The following is an 18,962-nucleotide window of genomic DNA, read 5'->3' on the forward strand; positions in this document are numbered from 1 at the left end:
CGTGAACATGGCGCTGCGGGGGCACGTACCCCTGACCGAAGTGAGCGAGCCGGGAAGACCGACGAAGGGAATGCCGCGATGAGCGCAACGCAGGAGCACCGGAGCCTCCTCGGACGCCGCACGGTCGTCGCCGCGGTGGGAGCGGCCGGAGCGGCTGCCGCCCTCACGGCGTGCGGCGGATCGGACGGATCGGGAGGCTCGGACACGGTCGAGCAGCCCGGCAGCGGCGGCGGGAAGGGCAAAGAGGTGCTCGCCGCGACCGCGGACATCCCGGAGGGCGGCGGGGTGGTCTTCGCCGCGCAGAAGGTGGTGGTGACCCAGCCGCAGCCGGGAGAGTTCAAGGCGTTCTCGTCCTTGTGCACCCATCAGGGCTGCGCGGTCAAGGACGTCTCGAACGGCGCGATCACGTGCCCCTGCCACAACTCCACGTTCGACGCCGCCACGGGCGGCCCGACCGGCGGGCCCGCCACCCGGCCGCTGCCCGCCCGCGAGATCACCGTCGAGGGCGACTCGATCAGGCTGGCGTAGCGGACGGTTCGCCCACCTGTCCGCGCGGTCGCTTCCAACTGCCCAGGATCGCGGCGGTGGTGGTGACGGTGGCGACCAGGGCGAGCGTGTTGCGGACCATCGCGGAGGTGTACTCGGCGGGTACCCCCGCGATGGCGTCGGCCGGTACGACGGCCGTGTGGCCGAGGTTGACCGCGTCGAAGACGGCGTTGGGGATGGCGATGTTGGCCGATACGCCGGTGACGACGAGCGTCCGGCAGCCGAGGTTGCGCAGCAGAGCGCCGACGTCGGTGCCGGCCAGCGGCGAGAGGCCGTGCAGCCGGCGGACGACGAGGTCCTCGTCGGCCACCTCGATGGGTGGTGCGATCCGGACGGCGCTGCTGCCGGTGTGCTGCTGGACGGGCAGCCGGGCAGCGGCACGGAAGAGCCGCGCGTTGTGGTTGCCGCCGCGGCCGTCGGGGCGGCTCTCGGCGACCGCGTGCATCACCTGGACGCCGCTCTCGTGGGCGGCGTCGACGAGGTGGGCGATGTTGGCGAGTGCGCCCGACGATCGTGCGGCGGCGGCGAGTTCGGGCAGTGCGCTGTCCGGCCCCACGACGCCCTGCTGGCACTCGACGGTCAGCAGGACGGTGGTGGCGGGTTCGATCAGCTCGGTGAGCCGCTCCTGTGATGGTCTCGACGGCACGGTCGCTCCCCCTTCCGGTGTCCGCCGCCCGGGAAGACGGGCCCCGGCGGGCGAACTTCCGTGATCGGACCGGGCGCGCGAGAGTAGCGGCCATTGCGTCACGAAGGAAGAGCGTCCATGATTTCTGACCCGTAGTCAGAACCCAGGAGAGGGCGGCCATGACCGATACCCAGCGACGAGGCCGCCGGATCATGATGACGCCCGCGGAGCGGGACGCCTATCTCGGCGAACAGCGCACCTGCCGGGTCGCGACGCTCGGTCCCGACGGCGCTCCGCACATCGGCGCCCTGTGGTTCGTCTGGGACGGCGGCTCCCTCTGGCTGTACTCCATCACACGCAGCCTGCGCTGGTCACAGCTGCGCGGTGACGCCAGGATCGCCGTGGTCGTGGACAACGGCGAGGGGTACGAGGAGCTGCGCGGCGTGGAGCTCACCGGCCGGGCGGAGTTCGTCGGCGAGGCGCCCCGCACGGGCGAGCCCTGCCCCGAACTCGTGCAGGCGGAGCAGCTGTTCCCCGTGAAGTACTTCGGCATGACGCAGATGCCGCACGACGGGCGGCACGCCTGGCTGCGGCTCACGCCGGAGGCGATCACCTCCTGGGACTTCCGCAAACTCGCCGATCTCGCCTGAGCCCCCGGCCGCCCCGGACCCGGCCCCGCCTCCGGCCTCCGGCCTCCGGGGTTCATCCGCCATCCGCCGCCACGCCCGCACTCACGCCCGCGCCCGCCGTCCGCAGCGCCTTCACCGCGGCGCGGACCGACGGCCGACGGTCCGCGTCCGTGCGCCAGACCGCGTGGACGTGCCGTCGCACGGTCTGCCGCACCGGCACGAGCCGCACGCCTTCGGGGACCGGGCCGCGCCCCAGCCGCGGAGCCACGCAGACGCCGAACCCGGCTGCGATCAGAGCGAGTTGCGTGTGGTGCTCACCTGCCAGGTGGGCGATGCGGGGCTCGATACCCCGGGAGCGCAGGGTGAACATCAGCCACTCGTAACAGAATTCGCCCTCCGGCCAGGACACCCACTCGTCGTCCGCGAAGTCCTCCAGCTCCACCTCGTCACGGTCCGCCAGCGGGTGTCCGGTCGGCATGGCGATGTCCGGTGCGTCGTCGAGGAGTTCGGCCTTGGCCAGCCCGCCGGGCACGGGCAGCCGCTTGTTGCTCCAGTCGAGCACGACGGCCAGGTCGACGTCGCCGCGGAGCACCGCGCGCAGCCCCTGCTCGGGCTCCAGCTCCCGGGTGCGGACGGTCAGATCGGGGTGGTCCGCGCGCAGGGAGGTGAGCATCGCGGGGAACAGCCCGCGGGCCGCGGTCGGGAAGGCGCTGATCCGTACCTCGCCGACGACCTCGCCGCGCTGCGCCTCGATGTCGGACTGGGCCAGTTCCACCTGCGACAGGATCCGCGCGGCGTGGTCGGCGAGCAGGCGGCCGGCATCGGTGAGGCGGACGCCGCGGCCGTATCTGGCGAGCAGCCGCTGCCCCACCTCGCGCTCCAGCTTCGCCAGTTGCTGGGAGACCGCCGACGTCGTGACGTGCAGCCCGTCGGCCGCCCCGCTCACCGAGCCGTGGCGGGCGAGGGCGTCCAGCGTGCGCAGCCGCTCCAGATTCAACATGTAAGCGATGCTACGCGATCGAGCGAAGAAGGATTCACTTGTTCTAATACGTCATCTTCGCCAGGGTGGACCTCATGAGCGCTCCCTGCGAGCCGAGGGCCACGGCCCCGGCGTCAGCACCTCCCCCGCCGCCGGCCCCGACCGCCCCGACCGCGCCCACCGCGCGGCGCCCTGCCCTCGACTGGCGGATCCGGTTCGCCGGGCTCTCGCTCATCTGGGGGTTCAGCTTTCTGCTGATCAAGGTCGGGACCGAGGGCTACGCCCCGTTCCAGGTCACCTTCGGCCGGCTGCTGGCCGGTACGGCGGTCCTGGTCGCCGCCATGGCGCTGCGCCGGGACCGGCTGCCGCGCTCCGCCCGGACCTGGGGGCACCTCACGGTCGCGGCGTTCCTCCTCAACGCGCTGCCGTTCTCGCTCTTCTCCTACGCGGAGCTGACGATCCCCTCGACGCTGGCCGGGATCTGCAACGCCACCTCGCCCCTGTGGGGCATGGCACTCTCGGTGGTCGCCCTGTCGGAGGACCGCCCGACCCGCCGCCGGGTGGCCGGTCTCGGCGTCGGCTTCCTCGGCGTCCTCACGGTGCTGGGCGCCTGGCAGGGCTTCTCCGGCCTGGATCTGCCGGGTACGGGCATGGCGCTGCTCGCCTCGTTCTGCTATCCGGTCGGCTGGATCTACGTCCGCCGCACCCTGGCCGGAACGGGATCGTCGACGCTGGCGCTGACGGGCAGCCAGCTCTTCCTCGGCACTGTGCAACTGGCCGTGGTGACACCGGTGTTCACCTCGGCGCCCACGTCCTTCCCGCTGCTCCCGACCCTGTCGGTGCTCGCCCTGGGCGCGCTGGGCACGGGCCTCGCGGTGCTGCTCCAGTACGGCCTGGTCCAGGAGGTCGGCCCGACGACGGCCCAGATGGTCACGTACTTCATCCCGGTGATCGCGACGGCGGCGGGCGTCGCGCTGCTCGGCGAACAGCTGAGCTGGAACACTCCGGTCGGAGCAGCGATCGTCCTCGTCGGGGCGGCCCTCACCCAGAGTCGGGCGCGCCCTGCCGCGGTGCCGGAGCCCGCGGGGGCCCCGGCCGCCGCCGCACCGGAGTCCGCGGCGGACCGAGCCGTCCCGCCGGGTGCGGACGCGGCCGGCCTCAGCCGTAGCTGACCGGCCGCGCCGGACCCGCGGCGGCTGCCACCGCGTCCGCCAGGGGCCCGATGTCCGCCGCCGTGAGCGGGGAGACGGTGAGCCGCACACCCGGGGGCGTGTCCATTCGGAAGCGGGCGCCCGGGGCGGCGGCCCAGCCCGCGTGGAGCAGCCGGGCGACCGCTCCGGTCTCATCGCTCACGGGCACCCACACATTCATCCCGCTGCGGCCCCGGGCGCTCACGCCGCGCTCCGCCAGGGCACGGATGAGCGCGTCCCGGCGATCACCGTAGGACCGGGACACCGCAGGGGTGTCGACGGCGCCCGAGGTCCACAGCTGGAGCACGGCGCGCTGGAGCAGCCGGCTGACCCAGCCGGGCCCGAGCCGCTGCCGCCCCGCCACCCGGTCGACCGTGACGGCGTCCCCGGTGAGCGTGGCGACCCGCAGATCGGGGCCGTACGCCTTGGCCGCCGAGCGGATGAACGCCCAGTGGGCCGTCACCCCGGCCAGCGGGTGCAGCGGCAGGTCGACGATGGCGTGCCCGTGGTCGTCCTCGATCAGCAGCACGTCCGGGTGGCGCCCGAGGACCGCACGCAGCTCCCGGGCGCGCGGCGCGTCCAGGGACGCGCCGGTCGGGTTCTGCGCCCGATCGGTGACGACGAGGGCCCGCGCCCCGGCCCGCAGCGCCCGCTCCACATCCGCGGGCAGCGGACCGGAGTCGTCCACGCCGACCGGTACGGCGCGCAGCCCGAGCGCCGGTACGAGGTCGAGCACGCTGCCCCAGCCGGGGTCCTCCACCGCCACCGCGTCGCCCGGCCTGAGGTGCGCCGCGAGGACCCGCTCGATGGCGTCCAGGGCTCCGGACGTCACGGCGACCGGCCCGGCGGGGACCCCGTCGGCGTCCAGCCCCGCGCGGGCGTACGCGGCGAACTCCGCGACCACCGCCGCCTGCCCGTAGAGTCCGCGGCTCTCCGCGTCGGCGGCGGCGGCCGCGGCGAGCGCCGGCCCGAGGTCGGGCAGCAGCTCCGGATCGGGATTGCCCTCGCCCAGGTCCCGTACGCCCGGGGGCGCTTCGATCCGCAGCGATCCGCGCGATGTGCTGGCCGGGGCGGGACGCACCCGACTACCTCGGCGCCCGGCCGTCTCGATCACGCCGCGCTCGCGCAGCGTCCGGTAGGCGGCGGCCACGGTATTGGGGTTCACCTCCAGACGTGCCGCCAACTCCCGCATGGGGGGCAGCACATGGCCCGGCGGAAGGTCCCCGGAGCCGACCCCGCGCTCCACACTCGCGGCGATCTCCGATGCACGTCGCCCACTGATCCGATACTCTCCTAGCACAAACGACAGTATGCACTAGTGCAATGGAGTTCGCCATGCAGCACCCCGCAGCGCCCGCCGACACGGGCTCCGGCGTCGCCGCCCCCTACCTGCCCACCGACCGCACGGTACCCACCCGGTCCAAGGAGCGCGCCTCCTACGACCGCGAGCTGGTCCACTCCATCCTCGACGAGGCCTACCTCTGCCACCTGGGTTTCGTGCGCGACGGCGCCCCGGTCGTCCTGCCGACCCTCTTCGGCCGGATAGGAGAGCGGCTGTACGTCCATGGCTCGACGGGATCGCGACCGCTGCGGTCGGCGAAGGGCGCCGACCCCGGTCTGCCGGTCTGCCTGACGGTCACCCATGTCGACGCCCTCGTGCTGGCCAGGTCCGCCTTCCACCATTCGATGAACTACCGCTCGGTGGTGGTGCACGGCACGGCCGTGACGGTGACCGACCCCGAGGAGCGCCGACTCGCCCTGGACGCGATCGTGGAGCAGGTCGTGCCCGGCCGCTCCCACGACTCCCGGCCGGCCGACGCCAAGGAACTCGCCGCGACGGCGGTGATCCGGCTGGACCTGGACGAAGTGTCCGCGAAGGTCCGCACCGGCGGGCCCAACGACGAGCCCGAGGACGGCGCCCTCCCCCACTGGACCGGCATCGTGCCGCTCACCCGGGGCTATGCGGCGCCGGTCCCCGCGGACGACATGGATCCGGCCATCGCCGTACCGGACTACCTGTCCGCGCTCTGAACGCCGACGGAGGCCGCGGCAGCCGTGGCGGGCCGGGGCTGCCGCGACAACACCACCTCAGCCCCTACCGGACCGGGCCCGTCACACCGCCGGCGCCTCCCTCCGGCGGGCCGCCGCGCCGCGCGCCTCCGCCAGGGCCAGTCCGGCCACGGCGGTCAGCAGGAGCAGCGTGCCGAGGACCGTGGCCGCCGTCAGCCGCTCCCGCAGGACGGTCACCGCGATGACGGCCGCGCTCACCGGCTCCAGCAGCATGATCACGGAGACGGTGGCCGATCGGACGGCGGCCGCCCCGGCGAAGTACAGCGCGTAGGCCAGCGCCGTGGGAACCGCGGCCACGTAGACCAGCAGCCACAGCACCTGCCCCGTCTCGGCGGTGTGCGGCACCAGCCCCTCGACCATCGCCATGGGCAACAGGCCCACCGCTCCGATACCGAACGCCCAGGCGCTGGTGGTCAGCGCGTCACCGCCGCCGCCGTCCCGCCCGAGCAGACGGGTGAGCACCGTGATGGCCGCGTACCCGGAGGCGGACAGCAGCGCGAGCAGCACCCCGACCGGCACGACGTCGCCGCCCTCGCCGCCCAGGACCAGCACGACGAGCCCGGCCAACGCACCGGTCACGGCGGCCAGGCCGCCCCGGCCGAGGCGTTCGCCCAGCAGCAGACGCGCCCCGACGGCGATCAGGACGGGCCCGGCGCCGAGCGTGACGACGGTGCCGACCGCGAGGCCGGTGACCTCGACCGCCGCGAAGTACGCGCTCTGGAACACGGTGAGACCGATGCCGGTACCGAGGATCCGGAGCAGCCGACGACGCCGGGGTTCGACCTCCCGCGGCGCCCGGCGGGGACGCAGGGCGAGCGCGCCGACGAGCAGGAGGAGGCCGCCCGCGCAGCGCCAGAAGGACAGCGCGAGGGGGCCGAGATCGCTGACCCGGAAGATCAGGGACGCCGCCGCGCCGGCGGTGCCCCAGGCGACTCCGGCGACGACGAGGTACAGCATGCTCCGCCCGACGGGCAGCGCGGAACCAACAGGGATGGACATGTGACTTCTCCAGAGGAGGACAGGGTGGCAGGTCGCTCGGCTCCGCACGCGGGCAGCGACGAGCCGCTCGGGGACTGCCCGAGCCCGGTCTTCGTCAGGAGTGGCCGCCCGCGCTAGGCGGCAGGAGGCGGCAGCACAGTCAGATGCATGGCCGTCACACTAATGCGGGGCCCGGCCGCCGGACAACTCACCCTCGACGGCCCCTGCCACCGCGCCCGCACCGGCGCCGGAGGCGACGGGACCCGACGGGGGCTTCGGCGCGGCGGACTGGGCGATGAACGCGCCGGTCAGGACCACGAATCCGCCGATGAGCTGCGGCGCGGAGAGGTGCTCTCCGAGGAGCACCCAGGCCAGGCCGGTGGCGATGACCGCTTCGAGGCAGGCGACGACCCCGGCCACCTGGGGCGAGAGCAGCCGGACGGAGACGACCCCGGTGGCGTACGCGAGCACGGTGGCGAGCAGCACGATCCAGCCGAGCAGCAGCCAGGCGGGCACCTCGTTGCCGTTCATGCCCGCGCTGCCGCCGAGCAGCGACCAGTCCATGCCCCAGGGGCGGGCGACGACGGTGAGGACGGCCGCGCCGACGATCAGTCCGTACGCGATGACCCCGACGGGGTGAGGAGGCTCGGCGTGCTTGCCCCGGCCGTCCCGGCCGTCCTGCCCACCGTGGTCGGAGAGAACGAAGTAGCCGACCTGGCAGCAGGCCGCGCCGAGGGCCAGCAGCAGGCCGAGCAGGTCGAACTTGAGCCCCGACCAGACCTCGACGACACACGCCAGGCCGCCCACCGCCAGCACCACGCCGACCGCGGCGGCCCGGGTGACGGGCCTGCGCTGCACGAAGCGGACCCAGCCGAGGACCAGCGCGGGCGCCAGGTACTCCACCAGGAGCGCCACACCGACCGGGATGCGGGAGATGGAGGCGAAGTAGAAGGCCTGGACCCCGGCCACCGCGAACAGGCCGAACCCGGCCAGCAGCGCGGGGCGTTCCCGTACGAGATTGCGGTGGCGCCAGGCGACCGGGAGCATGACGACGGCGGCGCCCGCGACGCGCAGCCAGACCACGTGCAGCGGATCGAGCCCCGCCTCGATCAGCGGCTTGGCCGCCACTCCCGAACCGCCGAACGCGAAGGCCGAGACCAGTGCGAGGCCCAGCCCGGCACTTCTGCCCTGAAATCCCGAAGACGCTTGCATCGGCACATCATGGCAGCAGTCGACAGCACCGTCATCCCCGTGACACCTGTCGAGACGGTGCCCCGGCCGCGCCGACGGGAGGGGGCTCACGCGTCACCGCCACGGGGCGGCTCACACCGGGCGACTCACACCGCGCGGCTCAGGCGTGACGCGTCGCCTCGGCCGTGAGCACGACCACCCGGTCCGCCAGCCACCGCGCGTCCACGCCCCCACGGGCGAGCACCTCGACCGCACGGCACTCGGGGTCGGCCGCCAGGGCGGCGAGCAGATCGAGGCCGGCCGCGCGGGCTTCGCCGCGCGACGCCGCACGGCGCAGCGCGCCCTCCATCGCGGCGAGGGCCGAGGGCGACCAGCCCTCGACCGCCGGGTCGCGCACCACCGGAACGGCGCCGGAGTCCTCGACGGAGCCCTGCCAGCGGAGCCCGTAGCCGATGCTGCGCTGGACGAGATAGCCGAGCACTCGGGCCAACTGGGGCCCACCGTCGAAGGCCTCGCGGACTTCGGGGTCGGTCTCGATCAGCGAATGCAGCAGGTGGGCGGTGTCGATCTGCCGGTCACCGTCGCGCAGCGCGCGCCTGCGCGCACCGTTGAGCACCGATGCCAGTTCCACGGTGAAGCGGGCATCGCTCTCGGCGTGGTTCGGTGCGGGCTGGTCAGGCATGCGAGGCGTCCGGTTTTGCACACCTCTACCCCATCAGTCCCGCGGCCGAAAGGCATCCCCGGAGCGACCCATTGGGCATCCCACCGAAGTTGGGGACGCCGGAGCGGTCCGTCATCCTTGCGGATGAGATCGCGTCGAACGGCACAACCATGACGGTCGGGAGCGCGCGCCGCCTTGCATCCCACGCCCCCGCGGCAACCGCAGGCCCCCGCGCGCACGTCCCTCACGCCGTACGCACACGGCGGGGCGGGACGGGAGGAGAGGTACGGGTGTTCTGGATGGTCGCGCTGCTCGCCCAGGACGGGCTGCAGTACGTCTACCGCGTGTACGCACCCGACGACGCCCTGCCCGCCGACCTCTTCTGGACGGCCTTCCACTGCCACGACGAGGGTCCCCACCCTCGCGCGTCGGACAGGTTCGACGCCGCGGTGATCTGGCGGAACAGACAGCCCCAACAGATCTGACGGTTCATCAGTATTGAATGTTGGCGAGGCCCCCGCTACCTTCCGCGACACCGTAACCGGACGAACCAGGGGTGGTCGCATGGCTGAAGTCAGCGCCGAGGCACGCATCGAGGCGCCCGCCGAGAAGGTCTGGGGCCGCCTGACGGACTTCTCGTCGTACGGGGAGTGGAACGCCACCCACACCAGCTTCCCCAAGGGCGGCCCGGCCGAGCTGGAAATCGCGGCCACCTACGAGGAGAACATGAAACTCATGGGCTTCCCGGCCGAGGTGACCTGGACGGTCGACGGACTGGAGGAGGGCCGCCTCCTGGCGACCCGGGGAAAGGGCCCGATGGGGGTCAACCTGGTCATGCGGTACTCCCTCACACCGCAGGGCGAGGCCACGACGATGCGCATCGACGGGGAGTTCACCGGAGCGGCGGTCTCGCTGATGGGCGCCAAGCTGAAGGACTCCGCGACGGCGGCGCTCCAGGAGTCGCTGCGCAAGCTCGGCGGGCTCGTCACCTCCTGACCACGCCCGCGCGGCGCGCGCGAGGCCCCGCGGAATCGCCCCGCGGCGCCTCGCGCGCGGCGGGCACGCTCAGCACTAGGCGCTCAGTGCTCAGTGCTCAGTGCTCAGTGCTCATCGGCGAGGATCAGGTAGAGCTTCTTGCGCGCGTCGTTGATGACCGTCAGCGCCTTCTGCCGCTGATCGGCGGAGCCGGTCTTCCAGACCTGCCCGAACGCCTCCATCAGGCCGAATCCGGCCTGCCGGATCTCGTTGACACCCTCCCAGTCCACGCCGCGCCCGGCCTCTTCCCACGGAGCCTCGGGGCCGTTCTCGGCCTCGCTCCGCCCGGATTCGGTGAGCGTGAACAGCTTCTTGCCGCCCTCACTGGCACTGACGATCAGGCCCTCGTCCTCCAGTAGCTGGAGCGTCGGATAGACGGAGCCCGGGCTGGGCCGCCAGGCCCCGCCGCTGCGCTCGCCGATCTCCTGGATCATCTCGTAACCGTGCATCGGGCGGTCCTTCAGCAGGGCCAGGATCGACGCCCGCACGTCACCGCGCCGCGCCCGCCCCCGGCCGCCGCCGCCCCGCCCGCGCCCGCCACCGAAGGGACCGCCACCGAACGGCGGCCCGAACGGCCCGAAAGCGGCCCGTCGACCATCCCCCTCACCTCGACCGTGATGGCCGGGCCCACAGCGCCCCGGCCCGTACTCGTATCCGTGTGAACGCATCTCTACGCTCCTTCCATCATTGATCTGTCGCGATGCGTCAACGATATATCGGAAACTATCGGACGACAAGACTGCCGGCGACAACGGCCATCGACCTCTGACAGCGAAGATGAACCGCCGCAGGCCAGAAGCGCACGACCCACCCGCAGCACGGTCGGCTCACGATTGGGCGCTCCGGCGAGCGTGGCGGCCCGGACGCGGGTGTCGCCGAGATACGGACCCATGGGGCAATCGGGGGATCGTGAACGCGGCAAGCTCCAGGTCACGGCGGTGGGTGCTCATCGCCGCTGAGCGGTTCAGGGCCAGACAACTATGTCGAGCGTTACGCACTTGCTCTCGTCGCGGATCTGCGGAGCCTCCCTGACCGTCACAAGGCCGATGCGGTCGTTCCGCTGCACGCAGATGCGCACGCCTTTGGTCAGGGCCGAGTTCCTGATGATGTCGGTGTACCTCGTGTCCGACCGGCACACCTCCAAGGACCCCTCCTGCCCGGAATCCAGCTTGACCATCCGCCCCCTGGACTGGAGGCCGTTGAAGCTGTCGTAGGTCAGGTCGTAGCCCACGCCCTCGCGGAGCTCGATCGGGTCGTCCGAAAGGACGATGCCGTAGTCGGCGGGCATCTTGATGTCGGTCTCGGTCACAGGATTGCCGGTTCCCGTTTCGGCCGGCGGCGAAGTGGCGGAAGCAGGAGGTGTTTGCGACACCGTTGCCGGGACAGTGGGCTGCGCTATCGGCGCGGGGGTTCGCGCTGTGGGTGAGTTGATCACCACCGGCAACCCGAAGAACCCGAACAGCAGGCCCACCACGCCGGTCACAGCTGACAGCACGGCGGCCCACTCGCCGATGCGTCTGGGCTGAGGCGGAGCGGGCGGGTCAGGGCTGGGCGGAGTGGAGGGCGGTGGGGGCGTGGGAGGCGCGCTCATGTACAGCTCCTTCTGAATACGGCATGCCACGTCTATCCTCAACTCGGCTATGAGGTAGCCGTGTTGAGCATGCCGGGATGGTGCAGGCGACGTTACGTCGCGAGGACCCCCGAGTCCTGTGGTTGTCGCCCACTGCTGGCTGGTCCAGCCACGGCTAGTCGTGCACCGCATACCTTGAGCACACTCCACCGGTTGGGTGAGGGTAGGAGGCTCAAAAAGATGGGGGAGAACACGGTTCCGCTCAGAGACCTGCGAGAGACCTACGGCCGTGACCTGGAGCTTGCCGCGTTCAAAATCCGCCGATTGCCCCTTCGGCGTGGATCTCAGCGATGTGCGAGATACCGCGAGCCCGCGTCACCATCGCCTCCATCCCGCTGACCTGCGGCGGTCCCTTTTCAGGGACACGAACCGCCGTCAGTCCGACTTCGGTCGCAAATGGTCCGCCTTCGCTGTCACAGGTCAGCCATCCAGCCCGCCTCACCCGTCGCCCAGGCCGTCCGGTCCGAGACAGTCGCCGCTCGCTGATCGGCGACTTCCCGGCGCCGGTATGTTCCAGAGCATGAGTGTTGAGACCGAGGTCGTTCACGAGGCGACTGATGAAGTGGTGGAGGCGTTCGCTCGTCTCCTCCCACAACTGTCCTCCAAGGCCAAGCCCCTGGACCACGAAGCGGTGGGGAGGTTGACGGGAGCCAGTACCAACACGTTGCTGGTGGCCCGTGTCGAGAACGTGATCGTGGGGACGCTGACGCTGGTGGTGTCGCCCTTGCCGTCCGGCCTGCGGGCTCACATCGAGGATGTGGTGGTCGATGCCGCCGCCCGTGGCCACGGGGTCGGCAAGGTCTTGATCGACAAGGCCCTTGGACTGGCGGCAGACGCAGGGGCTCGAACCGTCGACCTCACATCGCGCCCCACGCGAGAGGCTGCGAACCGCCTGTACGAGCGGGCAGGCTTTCAGCGGAGAGAGTCCACTGTCTATCGAGTCACCCTGAAGTGACATGAGGTACCGGCCTCCGCGGAGGCCGAGTCGCCCTCCGTTGTCCGCATGCCTTCTGACAGCGGTGTGGGGAGCACGTCCGGCGTTGTGACCCACCGCGTCCCTCGGGTAGCGGGGCCGGACAGACCGGGCAGGGCCCGGCTCCGGGGGACGCCTTGCGGGTCGGGGCGAGGACGTCAGCCCTCGTCCCGACCGTGCTTGGCTGAAGCTACAGGTTCGGGCAGTGAAAAGACTTCGGGCTGATAGATGCTGCCCGCTGTGTGTGATGCGCTTCGGATGGATGGGCGCGCCACCGATGGACCCGCTGACGGCAAGGCGGATGATGTACGAGGCGACGCCTCCTCCCTGTCGTGGGCCAACCCTGAACAGAAGCCGGGTGCCCTCGATTTCCGGGCCGACGACGCCATCCGTCCGTGCCGGGCTGCTTGCGGCGCGATGCGACAGGACCTCGTTCTCCATGGCGAGCCAAGAGCGATCGCCGGATCGCCGGTGTCTATGCGTCGGTCCACCCAGCGGTGTTGGAGTACGACTCGTAGCTGTATCGGGTGCTGCGGTCCCACTCTTCACCGGTGACGTGCTTGTACGTGTTGTCGGGCACGTAGAGCAGGGCCTCGGCCCATATGAGGTTGTTGGCGTACGGCGTGAACCGCCGTGGGTCGCGAAGCACGCTCTCGTACTCCTCACGGCCGGCTGCGACGACCGCCGCCCGGGTGCAGAGGAACTGGTCGCTCGACAGGTCATCGCCGTATTCCCTACGGTCCAGCCTGTACAGGGCCCAGGAGAGCTGCTCAGCGAAACCGATCACGTCGGGTACTGGGCCGTTGGCCAGGTGGACTGTCAAGGCAGCGGCAAGCGCATCCCCCTCCGGGTCGGGCATCGAGGGCCTGCACGCTTCGATGAGCTGCCAGAAGGCGTTTTCGTTCATGCCGGAGAGCATGGCGGACGGGTGTGACACACCAGGCCGTCAAACGCCGACCGCCAAGGCCTGCGGCCGTTTCAGGCTGCCCACGCGTTTCCTTCCGCCCAGACCTGTCTGTTGGTCTCCATCGGTCCTTCCAACAGGTCGGTCTTCAAAGCACCGATCTCAGCGGATGGAACAGCACCGGCAGAACGTGCAGACGGTCTCCGGCCGGCCCGGCGCCGTTCCCAGAGCCCCATCGGCTCACGGAAGACCTCCCGGCAGCCGCCGACGCGATCCGCATCGCCGCCGGGTGGTACCAGTCGGGGGACCCGTGACCTTCCTTGTGCCGGAGTGAGGCGGCGCCCGATAAAACCAGTGGCCCCCTCGACGGAGCCGTGGTTACTCTGACGGCGTTCCTCGGTCTGTACGGGGCTTCCATGCCTCGGAAAAGAGAGATTTTTATGTTCCGGCCCGCGCCGCGCGCGCCTCGCTGCACCGTCTAGCCAGCAGTCCGTCTTTCTCCTGCCGTCCTTCTCGGACGGCGTCCGGACGTGACTCTCCGGTACTTTCCGGTACTTTCCGGTACTTTCCGGTGCACTGAATCAGCCCCTGCCTCCGCCCGCACGCATGTCGCGTCGCACGGGGTGGGCGTCTTCGTCGAGGCCGCTCGGCCTGCTCTTGCTGTCATCACAGACTTCCCAGCAAGGAGCACCCCGGGTGTCCAGCACCAACAGAACTCTCAGAACCCGCTCAAGCTCGCCACGTACCACCCTGAACAGCGTCTTCTCCTGCGCGTGGTGCGGCCGGACCGCGGCCGCCGACGACGGCACACGGCGCGATCACTGCCCGTCGTGCCTGCAGTCCCAGCACGTTCTCGACCGCGTCGAGGGCGACTCCAGTGACTGCCGGGGCCGGATGTCGCCGATCGCCGTCGCCGTACCGCGTACGGGCGGCTGGATGGTCATTCACCGTTGCGTGCGCTGCGACAAGCTGACCTCCAGCCCCACCCGCGCGGACGACAACCAGCTCGTCCTGATGCGGCTGGCCGTCCGGCCACTGGCTCAGCCTCCCTTTCCGCTCGAAGCGTTCGGCGACCTCTGAACCGGAAGGAAAGGAGAGGACCTGCCATGCCGAGACGAGCGAAGAACACCCGTCGCCGTGCCCGGAACGCACGTCGGCCGCAGCGGTACAAGGACGTCCCGCACAGCCGGGGAGGGCACCGGGGGCACTCTTTCCGGTGCGCGGGCTGCCGACTGGACGTGCCCCTGGACGCACCCGGCACCAGGCACCGCAACCACTGCCCGAACTGCCTGGTCAGCCTGCACGTCGACCGACGGGTGCCGGGCGACCGGGCTGCGGACTGCGGTGCCCGGATGGAAGCCCTGGGCATGTCGGTCAGGGCCGACGGCGAGTGGATGATCATCCACCAGTGCGTGTCCTGCGGTGAGCTCGGCGCGAATCGCATCGCCGGTGACGACAACGCGTCGGCCCTGGTTCGCCTGGCTCTCAGACCTCTGCGGGAGCCCGGCATCGCCCACCGGATGCGACTCGCGCCGTGACCCGGACGTCACGCGCGATGCCGTGTCACAGGAAGCCCACACCCCGCATTCCCCACACCTCGACGCTCGGGGTTCCCCCTCCCCCGTCCCTCTGCGAATCGCGTCCGTGCGCGACCCACCAGGAGAAACCATGCGCCCCATGACCAGGGAAGAGGTGCGCGGCGCGATCGTGAACCAGGACCCGGCCGCGAAGAAGGTCCGCCTGCCTGTCTGGTTCGACGACGTCCGATGGCACCGGGTCGACTACCTCGGGTGGAGAGATCCGAGTTCTCCGAAGCGTGCCTACGTCGTCACCGAGGCGGACGGCCAGGCGCGTGGGGTGCTGCTGCGGCAGGCCCCGAACGACTCGGCGCACGGTTCGCGCGCGATGATGTGCGACCTGTGCCGATTCGCCCGCCGGTTCAACGAGGTCTCGCTGTTCACCGCCCAACGCCCGTCACGCGACAAACGCGAACGCCTGAACGCGGTCGGTCTCCTTCTGTGCACCGATCTCGACTGTGCGGTGAAGGTGCACAGCAAGCCGGTCCGTGAAGCCTTCGACCGTCCGGTCGACGAGATCATCGGGTCGCGCCGAGAAGGCCTGCGCTCACGCACGATCGCCTTCGTTCGTTCGGTGGCCGAACCGCGGCGGCCCTGACCGATGGGCGATCTGTCCCGTGGACGGGACTTCAAGGACCAGCCTGCGGGAGCGGCTCTCGGGGCGATGCTCCGTAGCGGGCCGCGAGCGTGGCGGCGCGGTCTCGCAGGGCCTCGCGCAAGGACTGCGGGGCCAGGGCCTCCGCGTCCGTGCCGAGCCGCCACAGCGCCCATTCGGCGTGCCGTGCGTCCTGGAAGGTGACCTCCAGCCGTGGCCAGCCGTCCGTGTCGGGATCCTCCGCCCGGACGGCCAGCACGGTGCCCAGCAGTTCCTCCCGCCGTGCCGGGTTCACCCGTACCAGCACGGTGAGGTGGTCTCCGCCGGAGAGGAATCGCGCGGAACGGTCCCGCCAGATCCGGTCCAGGTCGACCCGGTTCGGCCGCTGGGCCGGTTCGGGCAGTTCCTCGGCGGCCAGCACCCGTGACAGCCGGTAGGTGCGGTCCGCGCCGGCTCTCGTGGCCAGCAGGTAGCCCCGGTCCCGTACGGTCACCAGGCCGATCGGGTCCACCGTGCGCCACTGGGGCGCCTGGTCCGTGGCCGCGTAGTGGATGCGCAGCTTGTGGCCCGAGAGCACCGCCCGGCGGACCTCGATCATGGTGGCGCCCGGTACCTGGTCGGTGACCGGCCGACGTGAGAGCAGATCCGTCTCCGGGTCGACGAGAAGCCGCTGGGCCGCGTCGCTCGCGGCGGCCTGATGGCTTACGGGCAGCGCGTCGACCACCTTTCGCATGGCCGAGGCGAGCGCCGGTCCGAGGCCGAACACCTGCTCCCCGCGCCCCGATCCGGCGGCCAGCACGGCGAGGGTCTCGTCGTGGTTCAGCCCGGTGAGCTCGGTCCGGAAGCCGGGCAGCAGGGCGAACCCGCCGTGCCGGCCGCGTTCGGCGTAGACCGGGACGCCGGCCGCGGACAGTGCCTCGATGTCGCGCAGCACAGTGCGGGTGGACACCTCCAGCTCGCGGGCCAGCGTGTCGGCGGTCAGTCGGCCGCGCTGACGCAACAGCAGTACCAAGGAGACCAATCGGTCGGCGCGCATGCGGAAACGGTAGCGAAATACATGACCAAGGGTGTCGTCTTTCGTTGGAAGGCTCCCCCTTGTACGACGTCGAAGCCGGCGGTTGCCGAGCCGACGGACCTCCGTACTCCCATGAATCGAATGGAGCTGAAGTGGCGCTGGAACGAACGGCCGTCAACCCGGTGACGTGGTCGACGGACCTGGGATTCAACCAGGGTGAGGTCGTCTCCGGGCAGACCCGGACCCTCTACATCTCGGGACAGACCGCGATGAGCGACGACGGCAGTCCGCAGCACGACGGGGACATGGCTGCGCAGTTGGCCCTGAGCGTCGACAATCTGGAGGCCGTACTGCACGAGGCGGGCATGTCTCTCGCGAACCTCGTCCGCCTCAACGTCTACACGACCGACGTCGATCTGCTCTTCCAGCACTACGGCGCGCTGGCGGGGCGGTTGGGCGCGGCCGGGGTGGCACCGGCCAGCACCCTGCTCGGGGTGGTGCGACTGGCGGTCCCCGGCCAACTGGTCGAGGTCGAGGGCACCGCCGTGGCGTGACGCCGCTTCACCGCCCGTCCCGTTCCCGTCGCCCGAACCGGCGGGGTCGGTACGGGCGGTGAGCCGATATCCGGTGCTTCGCATCGCGGGCGCCAAGAGTGTCGACCGATCACACCCGTGTGAGGCCGGGGCCGGCCGGCCTTGCCCTGCCGAAATCGCCTTTCGCCCCCGCACGCCGGGCGCTAGGGTTCCGGGCGACGAAGGATCCACCGGGAAGAGATCCAGGAGCGGAGAGAGACATGGTCGGTCGTCCGAGCACGCGCTGACGTCGTAGCCGGACCGGCCCGTCATCGCGTGCCGCCCCGTGAGGTCGCGGCGCAGCGAGCCCTTTCCCACCCGCTGTCCGGGTGCGCTTTCGTGCGCCGGGCCGCGGGTCTCGTGCCCGGCGACCCCAGAGGTTCCTGTGCAGCCCCTCTCCTCTTCCTCCGCTCCTTCCTCCTCTTCTCCTTCCTCCGGCGTACCGGATCCCGGCAGGGGCGCGCCGTCAGGTCTGTGGCGCGACGCCGATTTCCGCAGGCTCTGGGCGGGTCAGACGGCCTCCCAGCTCGGCGAACACACCACGCTCGTCGTGCTGCCGCTCTTCGCCGTCCTGACACTCGACGCGGGCGCGGGCCAGTTGGGCGTCCTCCGCGCCGTGGGGCAGGCGCCGATCCTGCTGCTCTCCCTCCTCGCAGGCGCGTGGGTGGACCGGTGGCGGACCCGCACGGTGATGGTGCTCACCGACGCCGCCCGCGCCGTGGCCCTGGGCTCGGCGGCCGTGGCCGGGCTCCTCGGACTGCTCGGCCTGCCCGTGCTGTTCGTGGTCGCGTTCACCGTCGGGGCCCTGTCGGTCCTCTTCGACGTGGCGTACCAGGCGTCCTTCGTACGGATGGTTCGGCGCGAGCAACTCGTCCAGGGCAACAGCGCGTTGGAGGGCAGTCGGTCCGCGGCGCAGATCGGCGGGCCCGCACTCGGCGGCGCATTGGTCTCGCTGCTGTCGGCGCCGGTCGCCACGGCCGCCGGTGCGTTGTTCTTCGCGGTGTCGTTCGTGTCCCTGAGGCGGATCCGCCGCCCCGAAGCTGTACCCGAGCGCGTCGCACCGGTTCCGGTCCGCCCGAACAGCGCCTCCCCGGAGCGCGCCGCCCCGGGCCGGGGCCGGATCCGGGAAGGCCTGCGCTTCGTCGCCTCGAACGCCTGGCTGCGGGCCGTGTGCCTCGCCTCTGCCGCTTTTCAGCTCTCCTTCGCGGCGACGATGACCGTCTATCTGCTCTTCCTCCCGCGCGAACTGCAGCTGACGGGCGCCACCGTCGGCCTCGCCCTCGCGGCGACCGGACCGGGCGCGCTTCTGGGCTCGGTCCTGGCGGCACGGCTGCCGGGCCGGTTCGGCCACGGCGTGGTGCTCGTGTCCGCGGCGGTGGTCGGCAACGGGGCGCTGCTGTGCGTACCGGCCCTGCACGGCTCCTCGACCACGACGGTCATCGCCGTCCTCGCCGTCAACTTCGTGTTCGGGACGTTCAGCCAGCTGGTGAACGTCACGGTCATGTCGGTGCGGCAGGCCGTCACACCGGACGGGCTGCAGGGGCGCGTGGCCGCGACGATCACCTTCGTCGGCATGGGGTTCACTCCGCTCGGCTCGCTGCTCGGCGGCCTCCTCGCGCAGGAGTGGGGTCTGCGCGGCGGCCTTCTGGTGACGGCCTCGGGCATGATGCTGTCGCCGGTCCTGATGGCGGTGTCCCCGCTCGCACGGCTGGGACGGGTGCTTCCGGGGCCGCGGGAGTGCCGGTGACGACGGACGGCCAGGGGCCAGACACGCGGAATTGGCCTTGGCCCG

General features: G+C 71.4%; 22 protein-coding genes. 12 read left to right on the forward strand and 10 right to left on the reverse strand.

The features are described from left to right. Positions 1–78 precede the first annotated feature (78 nt). A complete protein-coding gene (locus ACIRJT_RS33335) occupies positions 79–528 on the forward strand; it encodes a Rieske (2Fe-2S) protein (protein WP_403916740.1) in 450 nt (149 codons plus the stop codon). Here the strand turns inward: ACIRJT_RS33335 and ACIRJT_RS33340 are convergent. Further along, positions 515–1,192 carry a cysteine hydrolase gene (locus ACIRJT_RS33340; RefSeq protein WP_403916743.1) on the reverse strand — a complete coding sequence of 226 codons (678 nt, stop codon included), beginning with the start codon at positions 1,190–1,192 and terminating at the stop codon, positions 515–517. The genes ACIRJT_RS33335 and ACIRJT_RS33340 overlap by 14 nt on opposite strands. Before the next feature lie 158 nt (positions 1,193–1,350). On the opposite strand from ACIRJT_RS33340, the gene ACIRJT_RS33345 reads away from it, so the two are divergent. Further along, positions 1,351–1,821, forward strand: coding sequence for a pyridoxamine 5'-phosphate oxidase family protein (locus tag ACIRJT_RS33345; protein WP_403916746.1), 471 nt, complete (start codon positions 1,351–1,353; stop codon positions 1,819–1,821). Between the two features lie 52 nt (positions 1,822–1,873). Here the strand turns inward: ACIRJT_RS33345 and ACIRJT_RS33350 are convergent, their stop codons facing one another. Next, the gene (locus ACIRJT_RS33350) at positions 1,874–2,800 is read right to left on the reverse strand and encodes a LysR family transcriptional regulator (protein ID WP_403916749.1); all 927 of its coding nucleotides are present in this window, start codon (positions 2,798–2,800) and stop codon (positions 1,874–1,876) included. A 74-nt stretch (positions 2,801–2,874) separates the two neighbouring features. Here ACIRJT_RS33350 and ACIRJT_RS33355 point away from each other — a divergent pair, with 74 nt between their 5' ends. Beyond that, positions 2,875–3,951, forward strand: a complete 1,077-nt coding sequence (locus ACIRJT_RS33355) for a DMT family transporter (protein ID WP_403916752.1) — start codon at positions 2,875–2,877, stop codon at positions 3,949–3,951. Here the strand turns inward: ACIRJT_RS33355 and ACIRJT_RS33360 are convergent. Then, positions 3,938–5,269: an aminotransferase class I/II-fold pyridoxal phosphate-dependent enzyme gene (locus tag ACIRJT_RS33360; RefSeq protein WP_403916755.1), complete on the reverse strand. Its 1,332-nt coding sequence runs from the start codon at positions 5,267–5,269 to the stop codon at positions 3,938–3,940. The genes ACIRJT_RS33355 and ACIRJT_RS33360 overlap by 14 nt on opposite strands. 35 nt (positions 5,270–5,304) lie before the next feature. Between ACIRJT_RS33360 and ACIRJT_RS33365 the strand changes: the two genes are divergently transcribed. Continuing rightward, complete coding sequence (locus tag ACIRJT_RS33365) at positions 5,305–6,000, forward strand: pyridoxamine 5'-phosphate oxidase family protein (protein ID WP_403916758.1); 696 nt, start codon at positions 5,305–5,307, stop codon at positions 5,998–6,000. A gap of 81 nt (positions 6,001–6,081) precedes the next feature. On the opposite strand, the gene ACIRJT_RS33370 is transcribed toward ACIRJT_RS33365, so the two are convergent. The 3 genes from ACIRJT_RS33370 to ACIRJT_RS33380 all read right to left on the reverse strand — a co-directional run bounded on the left by ACIRJT_RS33370 (position 6,082) and on the right by ACIRJT_RS33380 (position 8,911). After that, positions 6,082–7,038: a DMT family transporter gene (locus tag ACIRJT_RS33370; protein WP_403916761.1), complete on the reverse strand. Its 957-nt coding sequence runs from the start codon at positions 7,036–7,038 to the stop codon at positions 6,082–6,084. A gap of 159 nt (positions 7,039–7,197) precedes the next feature. Then, a complete protein-coding gene (locus ACIRJT_RS33375; protein WP_403916763.1) occupies positions 7,198–8,229 on the reverse strand; it encodes an EamA family transporter in 1,032 nt (343 codons plus the stop codon). A 139-nt stretch (positions 8,230–8,368) separates the two neighbouring features. Next, positions 8,369–8,911, reverse strand: a complete 543-nt coding sequence (locus ACIRJT_RS33380) for a Clp protease N-terminal domain-containing protein (protein WP_403916766.1) — start codon at positions 8,909–8,911, stop codon at positions 8,369–8,371. 248 nt (positions 8,912–9,159) lie between these two features. Here ACIRJT_RS33380 and ACIRJT_RS33385 point away from each other — a divergent pair, with 248 nt between their 5' ends. Continuing rightward, positions 9,160–9,354, forward strand: a complete 195-nt coding sequence (locus ACIRJT_RS33385) for a hypothetical protein (RefSeq protein WP_007455626.1) — start codon at positions 9,160–9,162, stop codon at positions 9,352–9,354. Between the two features lie 79 nt (positions 9,355–9,433). After that, the gene (locus ACIRJT_RS33390; protein WP_403916769.1) at positions 9,434–9,865 is read left to right on the forward strand and encodes an SRPBCC family protein; all 432 of its coding nucleotides are present in this window, start codon (positions 9,434–9,436) and stop codon (positions 9,863–9,865) included. A 104-nt stretch (positions 9,866–9,969) separates the two neighbouring features. Here the strand turns inward: ACIRJT_RS33390 and ACIRJT_RS33395 are convergent, their stop codons facing one another. Then, the gene (locus ACIRJT_RS33395; RefSeq protein ID WP_403916772.1) at positions 9,970–10,572 is read right to left on the reverse strand and encodes a PadR family transcriptional regulator; all 603 of its coding nucleotides are present in this window, start codon (positions 10,570–10,572) and stop codon (positions 9,970–9,972) included. A 296-nt stretch (positions 10,573–10,868) separates the two neighbouring features. Beyond that, positions 10,869–11,495, reverse strand: coding sequence for a hypothetical protein (locus ACIRJT_RS33400; RefSeq protein WP_403916774.1), 627 nt, complete (start codon positions 11,493–11,495; stop codon positions 10,869–10,871). A gap of 559 nt (positions 11,496–12,054) precedes the next feature. Here ACIRJT_RS33400 and ACIRJT_RS33405 point away from each other — a divergent pair. Beyond that, complete coding sequence (locus ACIRJT_RS33405; protein WP_403916777.1) at positions 12,055–12,489, forward strand: GNAT family N-acetyltransferase; 435 nt, start codon at positions 12,055–12,057, stop codon at positions 12,487–12,489. 493 nt (positions 12,490–12,982) lie between these two features. On the opposite strand, the gene ACIRJT_RS33410 is transcribed toward ACIRJT_RS33405, so the two are convergent. After that, the gene (locus ACIRJT_RS33410; RefSeq protein ID WP_403916780.1) at positions 12,983–13,414 is read right to left on the reverse strand and encodes a DUF4240 domain-containing protein; all 432 of its coding nucleotides are present in this window, start codon (positions 13,412–13,414) and stop codon (positions 12,983–12,985) included. A gap of 693 nt (positions 13,415–14,107) precedes the next feature. Here ACIRJT_RS33410 and ACIRJT_RS33415 point away from each other — a divergent pair. The 3 genes from ACIRJT_RS33415 to ACIRJT_RS33425 all read left to right on the forward strand — a co-directional run bounded on the left by ACIRJT_RS33415 (position 14,108) and on the right by ACIRJT_RS33425 (position 15,586). Continuing rightward, positions 14,108–14,491: an RNHCP domain-containing protein gene (locus ACIRJT_RS33415; protein WP_403916782.1), complete on the forward strand. Its 384-nt coding sequence runs from the start codon at positions 14,108–14,110 to the stop codon at positions 14,489–14,491. 26 nt (positions 14,492–14,517) lie between these two features. Next, on the forward strand, positions 14,518–14,949 hold the full coding sequence (locus ACIRJT_RS33420; protein WP_403916785.1) for an RNHCP domain-containing protein: 432 nt from the start codon (positions 14,518–14,520) through the stop codon (positions 14,947–14,949). A gap of 130 nt (positions 14,950–15,079) precedes the next feature. Beyond that, positions 15,080–15,586: an FBP domain-containing protein gene (locus ACIRJT_RS33425; protein WP_403916788.1), complete on the forward strand. Its 507-nt coding sequence runs from the start codon at positions 15,080–15,082 to the stop codon at positions 15,584–15,586. Between the two features lie 31 nt (positions 15,587–15,617). On the opposite strand, the gene ACIRJT_RS33430 is transcribed toward ACIRJT_RS33425, so the two are convergent. Further along, positions 15,618–16,619 carry a helix-turn-helix transcriptional regulator gene (locus ACIRJT_RS33430; RefSeq protein WP_403916791.1) on the reverse strand — a complete coding sequence of 334 codons (1,002 nt, stop codon included), beginning with the start codon at positions 16,617–16,619 and terminating at the stop codon, positions 15,618–15,620. 137 nt (positions 16,620–16,756) lie between these two features. Here ACIRJT_RS33430 and ACIRJT_RS33435 point away from each other — a divergent pair, with 137 nt between their 5' ends. Then, positions 16,757–17,152 carry a RidA family protein gene (locus ACIRJT_RS33435; RefSeq protein ID WP_403916840.1) on the forward strand — a complete coding sequence of 132 codons (396 nt, stop codon included), beginning with the start codon at positions 16,757–16,759 and terminating at the stop codon, positions 17,150–17,152. A 403-nt stretch (positions 17,153–17,555) separates the two neighbouring features. Then, positions 17,556–18,917: an MFS transporter gene (locus ACIRJT_RS33440; RefSeq protein ID WP_403916794.1), complete on the forward strand. Its 1,362-nt coding sequence runs from the start codon at positions 17,556–17,558 to the stop codon at positions 18,915–18,917. The last annotated feature ends 45 nt before the right edge of the window (positions 18,918–18,962 follow it).

Origin of the sequence: Streptomyces sp. NPDC102283, from assembly GCF_044766265.1 — a bacterium.
Lineage (GTDB): Bacteria > Actinomycetota > Actinomycetes > Streptomycetales > Streptomycetaceae > Streptomyces.

Excerpts from the sequence above, each read along its gene's own strand:
- ACIRJT_RS33335 (WP_403916740.1), top strand. The coding sequence starts at position 79 with ATGAGCGCAACGCAGGAGCACCGGAGCCTCCTCGGACGCCGCACGGTC.
- ACIRJT_RS33345 (WP_403916746.1), top strand. The coding sequence starts at position 1,351 with ATGACCGATACCCAGCGACGAGGCCGCCGGATCATGATGACGCCCGCG.
- ACIRJT_RS33350 (WP_403916749.1), bottom strand. The coding sequence starts at position 2,800 with ATGTTGAATCTGGAGCGGCTGCGCACGCTGGACGCCCTCGCCCGCCAC.
- ACIRJT_RS33355 (WP_403916752.1), top strand. The coding sequence starts at position 2,875 with ATGAGCGCTCCCTGCGAGCCGAGGGCCACGGCCCCGGCGTCAGCACCT.
- ACIRJT_RS33365 (WP_403916758.1), top strand. The coding sequence starts at position 5,305 with ATGCAGCACCCCGCAGCGCCCGCCGACACGGGCTCCGGCGTCGCCGCC.
- ACIRJT_RS33370 (WP_403916761.1), bottom strand. The coding sequence starts at position 7,038 with ATGTCCATCCCTGTTGGTTCCGCGCTGCCCGTCGGGCGGAGCATGCTG.
- ACIRJT_RS33375 (WP_403916763.1), bottom strand. The coding sequence starts at position 8,229 with ATGCAAGCGTCTTCGGGATTTCAGGGCAGAAGTGCCGGGCTGGGCCTC.
- ACIRJT_RS33390 (WP_403916769.1), top strand. The coding sequence starts at position 9,434 with ATGGCTGAAGTCAGCGCCGAGGCACGCATCGAGGCGCCCGCCGAGAAG.
- ACIRJT_RS33395 (WP_403916772.1), bottom strand. The coding sequence starts at position 10,572 with ATGCGTTCACACGGATACGAGTACGGGCCGGGGCGCTGTGGGCCCGGC.
- ACIRJT_RS33400 (WP_403916774.1), bottom strand. The coding sequence starts at position 11,495 with ATGAGCGCGCCTCCCACGCCCCCACCGCCCTCCACTCCGCCCAGCCCT.
- ACIRJT_RS33405 (WP_403916777.1), top strand. The coding sequence starts at position 12,055 with ATGAGTGTTGAGACCGAGGTCGTTCACGAGGCGACTGATGAAGTGGTG.
- ACIRJT_RS33410 (WP_403916780.1), bottom strand. The coding sequence starts at position 13,414 with ATGAACGAAAACGCCTTCTGGCAGCTCATCGAAGCGTGCAGGCCCTCG.
- ACIRJT_RS33420 (WP_403916785.1), top strand. The coding sequence starts at position 14,518 with ATGCCGAGACGAGCGAAGAACACCCGTCGCCGTGCCCGGAACGCACGT.
- ACIRJT_RS33425 (WP_403916788.1), top strand. The coding sequence starts at position 15,080 with ATGCGCCCCATGACCAGGGAAGAGGTGCGCGGCGCGATCGTGAACCAG.
- ACIRJT_RS33430 (WP_403916791.1), bottom strand. The coding sequence starts at position 16,619 with ATGCGCGCCGACCGATTGGTCTCCTTGGTACTGCTGTTGCGTCAGCGC.